Origin of the sequence: Kitasatospora sp. NPDC048540 (assembly GCF_040651175.1) — a bacterium.
Classification (GTDB): domain Bacteria; phylum Actinomycetota; class Actinomycetes; order Streptomycetales; family Streptomycetaceae; genus Kitasatospora.
In genome coordinates this window covers 20,729-33,857 of record NZ_JBEZIR010000058.1, presented here as the reverse complement: position 1 = coordinate 33,857, position 13,129 = coordinate 20,729, and the positions used below count along the sequence as shown (strand labels likewise).

6 protein-coding genes and 1 pseudogene are annotated in these 13,129 nt (G+C 70.5%); 2 read left to right on the top strand and 5 right to left on the bottom strand.

Annotation, left to right across the window (positions count from 1 at the left end; translation table 11 throughout):
• Positions 1 to 23 precede the first annotated feature (23 nt).
• From AB0D08_RS22480 to AB0D08_RS22460, 5 genes and pseudogenes are all read right to left on the bottom strand, one after another.
• Complete coding sequence (locus AB0D08_RS22480) at positions 24 to 1,610, bottom strand: nitroreductase family protein (RefSeq protein WP_033817986.1); 1,587 nt, start codon at positions 1,608 to 1,610, stop codon at positions 24 to 26.
• 35 nt (positions 1,611 to 1,645) lie between these two features.
• On the bottom strand, positions 1,646 to 3,565 hold the full coding sequence (locus AB0D08_RS22475; protein ID WP_051811632.1) for a TOMM precursor leader peptide-binding protein: 1,920 nt from the start codon (positions 3,563 to 3,565) through the stop codon (positions 1,646 to 1,648).
• Positions 3,555 to 5,843 (bottom strand): TOMM precursor leader peptide-binding protein, encoded by a 2,289-nt coding sequence (locus AB0D08_RS22470; RefSeq protein WP_359891022.1) that lies wholly within the window; start codon positions 5,841 to 5,843, stop codon positions 3,555 to 3,557. Before AB0D08_RS22470 ends, AB0D08_RS22475 begins: the two co-directional genes overlap by 11 nt.
• A gap of 107 nt (positions 5,844 to 5,950) precedes the next feature.
• Entirely contained in the window at positions 5,951 to 7,753 is a 1,803-nt protein-coding gene (locus AB0D08_RS22465) for a BTAD domain-containing putative transcriptional regulator (protein WP_359891019.1), read from the bottom strand.
• A 663-nt stretch (positions 7,754 to 8,416) separates the two neighbouring features.
• Positions 8,417 to 8,632, bottom strand: a pseudogene (locus AB0D08_RS22460) (hypothetical protein); the annotation flags it as partial.
• A 283-nt stretch (positions 8,633 to 8,915) separates the two neighbouring features.
• Between AB0D08_RS22460 and AB0D08_RS22455 the strand changes: the two are divergent.
• Positions 8,916 to 10,502: a hypothetical protein gene (locus AB0D08_RS22455; RefSeq protein ID WP_033817989.1), complete on the top strand. Its 1,587-nt coding sequence runs from the start codon at positions 8,916 to 8,918 to the stop codon at positions 10,500 to 10,502.
• Positions 10,503 to 10,709: 207 nt separating this feature from the next.
• Complete coding sequence (locus tag AB0D08_RS22450) at positions 10,710 to 12,782, top strand: phosphocholine-specific phospholipase C (RefSeq protein ID WP_359891016.1); 2,073 nt, start codon at positions 10,710 to 10,712, stop codon at positions 12,780 to 12,782.
• The last annotated feature ends 347 nt before the right edge of the window (positions 12,783 to 13,129 follow it).

Here is a 13,129-nt window from a genome sequence, read left to right as displayed (position 1 = left end):
TCTCGCCTCCGTTCCTCGCCGCGTCAGGCGATCTCGTAGCGGAACTCGGCCGGGTTCGGCCGTTCGTGACCGATCATCATGAGGAGCATGGGGGCTTCGCCGTCGGGGAGTGCGAGTTCCTCGACGAAGGAGAGGTTGTCGAAGCCGAGGGCCACTCCGGCGGCCAGGCCCAGGGCGCTGGCGGCGGTGTAGTGCGTCTGGGCGATCGCGCCGATCGTGGCGTTGACCAGCCGGTAGCCGCGGTCCCCGACCGCGTCGAGTACGGCGCCGGTGCGGACGGTCGGCACCAGGACGGCCGCGGCCTGTTCGAGGTTGTAGTTGCCCAGGAAGTAGTTCTTCTGCAGGAAGCCGCCGGGCGGGCCGGGTTTCACCAGGTGCAGCTCCCCCGGGCCGGGTGCGTACTCGTAGGCGCCGGGGGCGATGCCTTCGGCGTGGTTGACGAAGGCGTAGAGCTTGGCGAGTGCGGGTTCGCCGTGGGCCTGGGCGTCGCTGTGGACGCCGGTCGCGGCGGTTGCCGCCAGGACGGCGGCCAGCTCGGCCGCGGTGATGGGGGGTGCCGCCTGGAACCGGCCGAAGCTGCTGCGCCGGCGGCGGAGCGCCGTTCGGACGTTCATGGCGAGGGGGGCCGCTGCTGGGAGGGGGGTCCGCGGTCTGCCCGTCGGCGCCGGCCGGGCGGCGGCGTTCTCGAGTGCGCCGGGTGCGGGCCGCTGTGCGGCGTTCTCCAGGGTGGCGGCGTGGATGCGCTCGACGGTGCCGAAGGTGCGGACTCGGCGGGAGCGTTCGTGGTCCCGGTGGCGTACGGCCCGCGGGAGGACGCCGACCGGCGGTGCGAGGGGTCCCGTGGTCTGCCAGGGCAGCGGGACCACCGCGAAGACGCCTTCCTCGGCCGGGGTGAGTCCCAGCAGACGGCCGAGGCGCTGCTCGTCGAACCACAGCGCCGGGGTCACCGGCAGGTCCCGCGAGCCCGCCCAGATCCGCCAGGTCTGCAGCAGTGCGCCGACGTCCATGCTGACGGCGTGGAAGCAGAAACTGTTGTACTTGAACGAGTTCTGCCAGAACTTCACTCCCAGGACGAGGAAGTTGTCGGCTCCGTCGGCTTCGGGCAGCCCGCCCAGCGCCTCGCGTACGTCGCCCGAGAGGTCCCCTGTGGCGAGGCGGACCATGGCGTGCCGGGCGGTCGCGTAGTGGTAGACCCCGGGTGGCATCGGGCCTTGCGCGCCGCACACCCAGTAGATGGTGACGGGGTAGAGACCGCCGCCGGAGGAGGCGCCCCGGAACCAGTTGGTGCGCGAGTAGTGGGGCAGTTCGGCGAGGTCGGTGTTGCCGTGGACGGCGAGCCGCCGGCCGAGCTGGCCGTAGGAGTCGAGCAGCATGCCGGCCAGCGACGGCAGTGTGAAGCGGCCCGCCGCGGCGTCCCCGCCGGGGAAGATCCCGTCCTGGACGGTTCCCCCCGGCGGGAGGCCGGCCTCGGGCAGGGGGAAGACCTCCGCGCCCGGGTAGAACTTGGCCTTGCGGGGGCGGTCCCGCCAGTCGGGGGTGAAGTCGAGCGGCTCCATGCGGACTCTGCCGCGGGCCAGGATTGCCGCTGCGTAGTCATGAGCGAAACCCATGGGGTGTCCTTGTCTCGATCGGGGGCCGGGCGAGCTCACGGGAACGGGTGCGGCGCGGGGTTCAGGTCCTGCGGTCGCAGGTCGCGCTCCCGCAGGCCCGCCTCCCGCAGGGCGGTCAGCGTGCGCGGCATGTGCGGGGCCCGCTGCCGGTGCCGGCCGAAGTCGATGGGCAGGAGGCCGGGCACGATCACCTTGACGGTCCGCAGCCCGAGGTCACGCTGCTCGGGCCGGGTCTGGTCGACGACGATGACGTCGAACCCGGCGCCGGTGACCTCCGCCAGGCACCGTTCGAGGTCCTCGCGCAGGTCGCCGGAGCGGCTACGGCCTGCCTCGGCTCGCAGCTCGTCCAGCGACCGAGGCCGCGGCCGCGGCTCTCGCGGGTCCAGCAGGAACGCGGCGTGGACGGCCATCTCCGGTGTCCCGTAGAGCATGGGGTGGTCGTGCAGGGTCTGCACCAGGTCGAAGTCGGCGGCCAGCGTGCGCAGCCGGGCTTCGTCGCGGCGGAACCGGCTCTGCAGGTTCACCGCGTCGGTGGCGATCTCGCACAGGCCGCCCCGCAGCGCGGCCTGCGGGTCGAGGCTCGCGCCCGCGCCGAAGCACAGGGTGCCTGCGGCGCCGTCAGGCCGGGCGGCCACGGCCACCACCACCGGGATGGTCCGGAAGGTCACCCGGGCGTCGAAGAAGCGGGCACGGTAGCCGTACATCGCCAGCCGGTCGACCATCTGGCGGATGTGCGGGTCGGTGCCGTCCCCGGACGGGTCGATCTCGGGCAGCGCGGCCCTGCCGTACCAGGAGAGCAGGAAGGCGTCCCGCTCGATGACCTCCATCAGGCCGAAGTAGACGGCTTCTTCGAGGCATCCGCCGGAGGCGCAGCCGTTGGAGCTCTCCTGGACGAACCGGTGGTGCAGTCCGGGTGTGTGGTAGTAGGCGATGATCTCCGGTACCAGGACGGTCCGCGCGTCGCGCAGCGAGTACCCCCGGACCCAGGGGATCTCCCGGTCGGGGGCGAAGGGGGGCACGTCGGGGTTGGCCCGGTGGAAGGCGTCCGGGTAGAGGCCGCAGATCGCGGGGTCCAGGGCGTCGGCGGCCAGTTCCTCGAAGGTGCCGACGACAGGGGCGATCCCGGTCCCGTTCCGCATCCCGGCGAGGCGTTCCAGGCCCTCCAGGATCCCGATCCTCGTGCTGGTCGTGTAGCTGTCCGCGTGGCCGCCCCAGAAGACCTCGCGCAGGTTGTCCCCGGAGCGCACCGCGAAGGCTCCCAGGACGGCGGAGGTGGAGACCGACGTCAGGTCGGGTGCCGTGCCCGCGCCGAGGGCTCCGCAGTGGGGGTTGGCCAGTGCGTCCAGCGGCAGGTCGTAGTCGGCGAGGGAGCGTCGCCGGAACGAGCCCGGTGCGTGCTCGGGGGTGCTGTGCAGGGTGATCGCGGCCGTGGGTGGGTTCTCGGGCACGCCGGTCGAGCAGGCGGGGCAGTCGGCGTCGGCGAGCAGTCGGTGCCGGGTCACCTCGAGTGTGCGCAGGTCGACCTCGTAGACGTCCGCGGACGGTGTCCCGGGCGGGCCGGGTGGCGCGGATTCCCGGTGGGCGGCGACGAGCGCGGACAGGGCGGTGACGGTGAACGGGGTGACGTGGGGTGTCGGGTGCGTCGCCGTGGTCCCGGTGCCGAGTTCCAGGGCGTCGCGCAGCCGGCGGGGGCGCACCGACTGCCAGCGGCGGGCCAGGCACGTCCGGCACGGCCGGGACGGGCCGGTGCGGGTGCCGGTACGGGTGCCGGTGCGGGTGCCGGTACGGGTGAACGGGCCGACCAGGGCGTGGTGGCCGTAGATCTGGACCGGCACGCTGTCCGGGTCCGGTGCCGGGCCTGCGGAGGGCGGTCGGGCCGTCAGTTCGTTGCGCAGGCCGAGCATCGAGATCGCGATCCGCGGCGGCGTATGACCGCCGGACAGGTCAGCCGGCATGGGGGGACCCGCCGGTGAGGATCACGCGGACCACCTCGAGTCCCCCGGCCCGCAGATCCGCCGGGCCGGTCCGGACGGCGAGGGCGTCCCCGCCGTGCTCGCGCAGCCGTGGCAGCAGCGCCTCCCAGCTGCCGTCCGGGCCGGGAGCGGCCTGCTCGGTGATGTGCAGGGTGGCCGGCTCGAAGTCGCCGAGCAGCGGGTCACCGGTGTCGACGGCGGCCGGACTGCCGTCGGCGGCCGGCGGGCCGAACTCCGGGTCCCGGCGCAGCTGCACGGGTCCGATGAGGTCGCGCAGGGCCGTGGTGGCCGACCGCTGCCAGGACGGTGCGCTGCCGACCGCCCAGGACCAGGTGCCGTCGGCGGGGTCGAGGGCACGTGCCAGCAGGACGTGGACGCCGGTGCGCCGGGCCTCGCCCAGATCCAGCAGTTCGACGGTGAGGCCGAGGTTGCGGGCCGAGGAGGCGAGGAAGACGAGTTCGGCGTCGGTCTCCAGGTGCTCCGGCACGACCAGGCCCACGGGGACGGCCCGGCGCAGTGCGCGTTGCAGGGCGTCGTACGCCAGTGCCGTTCGCAGGCCGTGGGCCACGGCGTCGGTCGGGGTGCTGCCGACGCCGGTTCCTGCGCCGGTCGGGATGTGCAGCCGTTCGGCGTTGTGCGGGCCAAAGGTGTGCACCGCGGCGGCGGGGACCAGCACCTTGTCCTCGGTGGTCAGCGAGGTGGCGACGGCCCAGTGGCCGATGTGGTCGGGGTCCGCGCCCGTGCCGCTCGCGGTGGCGAGGGAGTCCGGTGCGAGCAGCGGCATCCGGGAGCGGGCCCGGGCGAGTTCGGTGCCGCTGAGCGGTTTCACGGGCGGCGAGGAGTGTTCGGCGTGAACGGCGGCGGCGGCCTCGATCGCTCCGAGTCTGGCCTGTGCCACCGTGTGGACGTCGAAGGCGACGATCTCGCGGCGGGCGGATCCGCCCGGCGCGAGGCTCAGCGATCCGATCTTCAGTGGTGTCTGGGTCCACGGTTCGTCCGTGAAGCGGCGGAACACCCCCACGGCCGGGCCGACCAGTCTCATCCGCGCGTCGAGTTGTTCGATCAGCCGGTCGACCACGGCCGGGGCGTGGATCGGTGTTCCGGGTCCCGTCGGCCGGGTGGCCGTGGGCGGCTGCCCCACGCGGTACTCCCCCGGGTCGTCGGCAGCCCGTTCCTCGGTGCAGAAGGGGCAGCCGGGGTGGGGCAGCAGCGTTTGGGCGTTCACGTCGAAGGACTCCAGGTCCTGGAGGAGGACCTGTCCTTCGGTCTCGGCGGGCAGCGCCCCGGTGGCGAGCCGGAACACCTCGTACCCGAGGAGGTTTCCCAGCATCGCCGACAGCGGCCGCCCGGGCCGTTGCGGGAGGGGTGTCGTCCGGGTCCCCAGGGCGATCGCGCTCCACAGGTCGGCGGCGGCGCCGGGATCGCCGTTGGCTCCCAGCCGCAGCGCGGCGCAGCACCAGCAGCCGGCCGTCCCGGGGACCATCAGCGGGCCGACGACGGCGCGCCGGCCGATGACCGAGTACGGCAGCAGGGTGCGGCCCTGCGGGATCCCGGTGCGGATCAGGTGGATGAGCTGGCGGTGGCCGGCGGGTCCGTCCGTCGTCACGACGGTGTCGTATACGGCGAGATCGGCCCAGTCGAGCGGGCCGGTTCCGCCGTCGGTGCCGGCCGGCCGGATCGGGGAGAGCTCGACGGGGCACTTGTGGCCGGTCAGCTCCAGGATCTCCTCCGCCACCTGGTCGAGCCCGTTCTCCGGTGTGTCGAGTCCGGGCAGCACGCCTACGCGGCGGGCGCCGTTGCGGACCAGGCTGAGGACGCACCAGCGGGCCACCAGGTCGTCGCCGAGCACGGCCACCCGCGTCTGCCGGAAACGGTGGAAACGTCGGTGCGCACCGTCGGCGTAGTGGTCGATGTAGGCGATCTGCGGGGCGAAGCGGTCGGCGACCGCCGTGGGCAGGGGTGAGGGTCTGCCGTCCTCGGGCGGGACGGCGCGGGCGAAGCCCCGTTCGTACAGGGCGGTCACCAGCTTGACCACCATCTCGCGCTGGTTCGCGCCGAGTCCCTCGCAGACCTCGGCGACCAGGTGTTCCCCGGTCAGGAAGGGCACCACCAGGGTGGCGAACCGGTATGCGGTCCGGCCTTCGAGCTGAAAGCCCCCGTCGGCGTTGTGGAAGAGCACGCCGTGCGGGGTCCTGGTGAACAACGTGTCCCGGCGGATGCGCGGTCTCGTACCGGCGACCGCTTCGTACGCATCGTCCATGTCGGCAACACTCCTGTTGGAGAAGGTCTGGGCTTCGACTGCTGCGGGGTCGGCAAGCTGCGGACCCGCCCCCGGTCGGTGGCTCTGTGCTCTTCCGGAGGCGGGCGTCACCGGGGGACCGTGCCCGTCGGCGAGAGCGGACCTCGGCGGGGACCGTCTCCCGGGGCGGCGGGTGGGCGTGTGCCCAGTTCCCGGCCGAACCTGCGCAGCAGGTCGTGGAGGCCGTAGGTGCCGGGTGGCCCTCCTTCCTCCGCGAGGCCGACGTCGACCAGGCGCTCCATGAGCTCCTCGGCGCGGGCGTCGGGAAGGCCCAGTGCGATTCCCGCGGTACGGGTCGACAGGGGGTCGTTCCCGGCGGCCGCCACGGTGAGGAACGCCCCGGCGGTGGCGGGATCGAGCCGTTCCAGTGCGCCGGCGAGCATTCCGGCGACGGACACCCCGGGGTCGCCCGCGATCGCCAGCCGCCCGTACGGATCTTCGCGCAGCCACTGCAGGAAGTCGCCCACTCTGAGCCGGGGACGGGTGAGCAACCGGGCCGACGCGATGCGCAACGCGATCGGGAGGTGGCCGCACAGGGCCGCCAGTTCGCGTACCGCCCCGGCGTCGGCCTCGGTGCGTTCGGGCCCGAGAGCCGTGGCCAGCAAGTCGAAGGAGTGTTCTTCGGTGAGCGGCTGCAGCCGGTACACCCGGCCTCCGTGTGTGGCGACCAGGCTCGCCAGACTCAGCCGGCTGGTCACGATCACGGCGCCGCGAGGGGCCGATCTGAGCAAAGGTTGGGCCTGCTCCGCCGCTACGACGTCGTCCAGGATCAGCAGGACCCGGCCGTTGTCGGCCGCGGCTACCGGGGCGGTGGGGGCGGCCGACGGCGGCAGCGGGTGATCGCCGCCGGCTCCGGCAGACCTCCCGTCCCCGCCGGCCGGCCAGATTCCGCTGCCGCCGGGGAAGGCTTCCCGGACGAGCGCGGCCACTTCGAGGGCGAGGGCGGTCTTCCCGGTGCCCGGTGCCCCGGAGATCACCACCAGCTCCGTCCCCGGTCGGTCCCGGGCCAGGTGGGCGACGATCGCCGCGCACTCCTGGCGGCCGGTGAAGCCCGGGACGGGGCCGGGTACGGGCGCGAAGCCCTGCGGGCGGCCGCCGCCGGACAACGCGACCTGCTCGACGGGCCCTGCAGAGCGGCGGCGCGCCTGTCCCGGATCGAGTTCTTCCCCGCGGAGTACGGCCAGTTCGAGCCGCTGCAGCGAAGCCCCGGGCGCGACGCCGAGCTCCTCCTGCAGGTACCCCTTCACCCGGCGGTACTCGGCGAGGGCCTCCATCTGCCGGCCGGCCAGGTACAGCGCGCCGATCAGCTGTTCCCAGAAACGTTCGTGGCCCGGGTGGGAGCGCGTGGTGCGCCACAGTTCGGAGATCACCTGGCGGGACCGGCCGAGCATGAGCTCGACGTCGTAGCGCCGTTCGGTCGCTCGCAGCCACTCCTCGCTGATCCTGGGCACCTCGTCCCGGTGCAGCAGATCGGAGTGGACGTTGGCCAGGACAGGACCTTTCCAGAGCGCCAGGGCTTCCGACAGCGTGAGCAGTTCCCGCTCGGGGTCGCGTGCCGCGCCCGCGGCGCGCATCAGCTCGTTGAAGCGCATCAGGTCCAGGGTCCGGCCGTCCGCGGCGATGCGGTATCCGCCCGGGATCGTCTCGATCCGTGTTCCGGCGATGCCGTGGCCTGCGAATATCCGCCGGAGCCGGAGCACGCAGGCGTGTAAGGACGTCTTTGCCGAGGCCGGTTGGACATCGCCCCACACGGCGCGCAGGAGCGACTCGGTGGAGACCACGGCGTTGGGGCTCAGTAGGAGAGCGGCAAGCAGCGTGGCCGGCTTCGACGGTTGGAGGACGACGTCCTCCGACCCGTCCGTGATGCTCAAAGGGCCGAGGACCCTGAACGTCTTCGGCCCGACCGGTTGCGGGTGCGTCATCTCGCAGACCCGTCGCGTCTCTCCGCCCCCACTCCCCCGGCCCCGCTCCGGGGCGCGGAGGAGACCGGGGAATCCGGGTCGGCGCATCGCCCGCGCTGTGTTCGCGGAGCCGGTAAGGTAATTTCCATCAGCACGGGCTGCAAATCCTCTCCGGAACAGAGAGCGGACCAGCGGGGGAAAGAAAAGCTCGCTCTGGGGGATTGATTGCACCGACCTGCCGCGGAGTTCCGGACGGGCGGATTTCAACGGACGGGCAGGCAGCGGACGACGACGGCCCTCGAACGCTTTATGCGGATGCCCTTCCGGCGGCTCGCCCGCAGCGGCACTCCCGGTCCGTTCGACGTTAGTCGGCATTCACTCGGAGCGGCAAGAGCGCGGGCGGCAGTTTTACAGGACACGGACAGGAGAATGGTCCGATTCCATCCCAAGCCTTGAGAAACGGTGACTTATGGGGCTATACGAGCAGAGCGCGATCAAACTTTGCACCACCGAAGCCGATTTCGTGATGCCGGCCTGAAGGAGGTGGCCGGCCGTCCCTGATCAGGCCGGCGGTGGGGAGGCATCGACCGATGAGATGGGGCGGCACCGGCTCTGCTTCAGGCTGCATCTGCTTCAGGCTGCGCCGGACGGCTCGGGCGACCTGGTCGAGGCAGGCCACAGCGAGACTGCCGAGGGCGCGCTCGACCAGCCGCCGGACAGACGCCCTCCTGCGGTTGGGTCCGGCGTGTACGAGGACCAGCCGTGCCGCCCGAGCAGAACCCGCACGCCTCCCACGGTGCAGCAGACGTGGAACATCCGCTCGGTCGACGGCGTCAGCCGGGCCGGAGTCCACCGCTGCCCCCGGCCCCTCCCACTCCGGCCACGCGATCCGGGGCATCGACCGGCTTCGGGGACCGGGTGATCCCTTCGGTCCGCTCCCGCGCGGCCCTCTCCGCGTCGGCCGGACCGCCACCCCCATGCCTACGATCCGCACGGCGTACTGGAGTCGCCGTCACCACACACATCAGGCACGGATCCCTGCCCTCGAGTGTGACCTTACGGAAATTTCAACGCCGGCGGAGTTCAGATCAGCTGGAGGTATCACGACCGTCGCTGCCTCCAGGGAGGATCCATGGGGAAAACCGTCTACGTCGTCAGCCATGGCAGATTGTACAACCCCAGGGCATCCTTCGAAACACCGGTCACCCTGCATTTCAATAGCCTGAGCGGCGCCGTCGTATACCGTGGAAACGGGATCGCCGTTCTCAATGTAGGCGGATTCAAGGCGATCGGCGCAAGTGAGACGATAGGGCCCGGCGGAACGGTTAGCAACTACCACCTTTCAGCCTTCAACGACTGGGAACTGATCCAGCATCTGGCAGTCGAGGGAAACAGTCAGCTGGACGGGAAGCTATACGTCATCGGCGAGCTCCAGGGAAAAACCGTCAAAAACTCCAGAGGCGAGGAGATCGGCGTCGAGTCCATAGCGGAGTGCCATCTGGACGCCGCCGTCAGAACGATGATCGAAAAGGAGGGCGAGCTCGACTCCATACAACTCATCAGCTGCAGGATCGGACTTGGCGGTGGCGGCGGCGGAACGATTCCGCTGGGGAATGAGGAGAGCCTTCCCACCGACTCGTCGAAGAGACTCAGGTTCGGACGCGGCGGTGGTGATGAATTTAATTTCGATGACGAGGAAGACCAGCGCCGGCTGCCCACGTCGAGGAGGGAGTACCAGAAACGCCGGAGAATTTCCCGAACACCCGAGGGGATGCGGGGTCTGGAGAACCTCCCCCAGTCCATCCGCGCGTCATTCTACGAGTTCGGCGATGACGACGTCCATGAGCAGCGCCAGCACTGGGAGAACGTCCAGAGGGAATCAAACTGGACCACACCGGACCGTCGACACATTGTTCCAATGATTGTTTGGGACGCAGAGTTCATGACGCCGTCGACAATAAATGACGCCTGGCCCGAGAAGGACTGGCGCGACGCATTCTACCTGTTCCTCGAGGGATATTACGGCAGCCTGCCGTCGAGAACGCTGAAGCACTTCGACCTCAAGCCTCCCGGCGAACTCAAGGCGAACCTCAACCTCTGGCTGATGATCAGCCAGTGGCTTTCACCCGGCGAAAATCTCGTTGCCTTTGTCGACGGCTCGGGGAAGGAACTGAGCGCGGAGCAGGTCATGGACTCCGAAATCATCGCCTACGCCAAGGGGGATCGCGGTCCGCAACCGCGCACACCCGCTGGAAGCGTGGAGGGAATCGAATTCCTGAGCGGCAGGCTCATGAAAATCTCCCTCGCAGCCAACGCATCCGGGCAGGGCGAATTCTTCCAGATATACACTTCGATCGACGATGCGGACGCGAAATTCGTTGCCCAAAGAATCCATTCCTGGATGCAGGGCAGCTCAAACCGGGAAGTCAAGAACTGGGCGGACTCCAACCCCCCGGGAGATGCACTTCCCGAGTGGATCGGGACTTCCTTCTTCATGCTCCCGGACGAGCTCGAGACAGAATACTGGCAGATCGTAGATTCGGCCTCGGACGAGGCCGTCAGATATTCACGAGAGTTGCTCGAGGAATCAATGACGCAACTCCGCGACGCCCTCTGTGAAAATCTGCAGGCATGGTGGGAGGCATTCGCATCCGTGCGGGATGCACTGGCCCTGGAAGAGACGAAAGAGAAAGCCAGGCGCAATGCCACCGAACACTGACGTCGCCGCGGCCGGCCAGGAGGCCGTAACGCCGGCGTCGCGCGCCGGCAGGGTGGACTTGACGGATGCTCACGGGCTGACGCCCTGACCGGACGACCCCGCGAGGGCAAGAGTTTGACATGATGTCATGTATCCGTCAACCGTCGGACGCCGCACGGTTCCCACCTGCGGCCTGGATAGGCTGCCATGCACCCCTCAGACTCGAGCATGTCCCGTCGCCGCTTCCTCGCCTCCGGAGCCGCCACGGCCGGACTCACCGCCGCCGCGTCGCTGCTGCCGCCGTCCGTGCAGGCCGCGCTCGCCGCTCCCCCGCGCCCGGGCGGTCTGAGAGCGATCGAGCACGTGGTGATCCTCATGCAGGAGAACCGCTCGTTCGACCACTACTACGGCACACTGCGTGGCGTACGCGGCTTCGGTGACCGCAGTGCGATCGAACTTCCCGACGGGAGCAGCGTGTTCGCCCAGCCGACCGGCGACGGCGGACACGTGCTGCCCTTCTCCATCCGCGACGCGGCGGCCGACGGCGGCCGGGACATCCAGTGCGTCGGTACGCTCGACCACAGTTGGCCGGGCGGTCACCGGGCCTGGAACAACGGCCATTACGACCAGTGGGTTCCCGCGAAGACGGCGGCGACCATGTCCCACTACGGGCGCGATGACCTGCCGTTCCACTACGAACTCGCGGACACCTTCACCATCTGCGACGCGTACCACTGTTCGGCCATGACCTCGACCTCACCCAACCGCAACTACCTGGTCAGCGGCACCACCGGTTTCGAGGCCGACGGCCGGCGGGCCATCGGGAACGACGCCTACGACGAGGACCACCACCCCGGCTACGGTTGGCCCACGTACGCCGAACACCTCAGCAGGGCCGGCATCTCCTGGAAGGCCTACCAGGAGTGGAACAACTACACCGACAACAACCTCGAGTTCTTCACCCCGTTCAAGCGGATCGCGCGCGCCGTGCTGGACGCGGCGGGGTTGCCGTACCAGAGCCTGGGCAGCTTCTACCACGACGTGCGGCACGCCGAGCCTGCGGATGCCGACACGCTCCTCGCCAAGCTGGCGCGTGGCGTGACCGTCCTCGACGGGCCCGACCGTGAGCTGTACGACCGCGCCCTGTACCGCGGTCGTCCGCAGAGCCTGACGGGCGCGTTCGCAGCCGACATCGCCGCCGGAACCCTGCCGGCCGTCTCCTACCTGGTCACCTCCGCCGCCGAGTCGGAGCATCCTGACGACTCCTCGCCCGCGGCCGGTGCGGCGCTGACCTACCGGGTGCTGGACGCCCTTGCCACCAACCGCGACGTGTGGGACCGCACGGCGGTGTTCATCACCTACGACGAGAACGACGGCTACTTCGACCACGTCCCCCCGCCGGTGCCGCCCGGGGACACGACGGATGAGTACGTCGATGGGCAGCCCATCGGGCTGGGTGTGCGGGTGCCGATGATCGTGGTGTCCCCGTGGACGGTCGGTGGGTATGTCTGCTCCGAGACCTTCGACCACACCTCCATCGTGCGGTTCCTGGAGAAGTGGTCCGGAGTGCGCAGCACGGAGATCAGCGGATGGCGCCGTACCGTCGCGGGTGACCTCACCGGTGCTTTCGACTTCACCGCGCACGCCCGCGCTCCCCGGTTGGACACTCCGGGTCCGGTGCCGCCGTTCACCGACCGTTGGGCTCCTGTCCCGCCCGCGGACCAGCGGATGCCTCAGCAGGAGCCCGGTAGCCGCCCGGCCCGTGCGCTGCCCTACCAGTGCGACGCCCACGGGTGTGCCGACGGGAGCGGGCTGCGTCTCGCGCTTCGGAACGAAGGTACCCGGAGCTCGCATTTCACCGTCTACACCTACGGCGACCGCGCTTCCCAGCCGCGTCCGCTCGGCGTGATCGGCTCCCAGGCCGTGCGTCTGCCGTTGAACGGTGACGGTACCTACCGCGCCGTGGTGACCGGTCCGAACCGGTTCCGGCGTGACTTCGCAGGCACCGGCGCAGAGCGCGTCGACGTCCAGACCATGATCGACGTGAAAGGCCGGGCCGTCCTGCTCACGCTTCACAACCGTCACACGACGCAGGCGGAGTTCGTGCTCGCGTCGCAGGCCTACACGGACCGGCCGCCGCTGCGGGTCGTCGTTCCTCCGGGTGGCACGACGACCGCCCGCTGGCAGACCGCGGCTGCGCAAGGCTGGTACGACCTGACCGTCACCGCGAGCACGGACCCGGCGTTCCGCCGCCGCCTCGTCGGGCACCTCGAGAACGGCAAGGACAGCGTCTCGGGCTGACCGCGGACGGGCGTCACCCGGGTCGTGGTGGCCGGACCCCGGCCCGGGTGGCGTGATCGTTCGGTTCGACGGGATCGGCCCGGCGCCATCCGGCCTTGGCAGGTGAGGGCCGTCTCGGCCTGTGCGGGTCGGGGTCGTCGGGGCAGCGTCGGCAACGGCTGCCCGTACCGGGTCACCTCGCGCTCCGTCAGCCGTCACGCCGCCAGGTCCCGCTCACCGGCGGGCGGGCCCGCGCACCTTCCGGTATTCCCGGACCGGGCAGTCGACCATGTGAGGTATCCCTCATTCGAAATCGCCGTTGGATCGTCGTATCCGGCGCCGGGATCGCTGGAACGGCCGACAGCGAC

Bases quoted from the DNA above. Each gene is read 5' to 3' on its own strand.
- AB0D08_RS22480 (WP_033817986.1), bottom strand. From the start codon at position 1,610: ATGGGTTTCGCTCATGACTACGCAGCGGCAATCCTGGCCCGCGGCAGA.
- AB0D08_RS22475 (WP_051811632.1), bottom strand. From the start codon at position 3,565: ATGCCGGCTGACCTGTCCGGCGGTCATACGCCGCCGCGGATCGCGATC.
- AB0D08_RS22470 (WP_359891022.1), bottom strand. From the start codon at position 5,843: ATGGACGATGCGTACGAAGCGGTCGCCGGTACGAGACCGCGCATCCGC.
- AB0D08_RS22455 (WP_033817989.1), top strand. From the start codon at position 8,916: ATGGGGAAAACCGTCTACGTCGTCAGCCATGGCAGATTGTACAACCCC.
- AB0D08_RS22450 (WP_359891016.1), top strand. From the start codon at position 10,710: ATGTCCCGTCGCCGCTTCCTCGCCTCCGGAGCCGCCACGGCCGGACTC.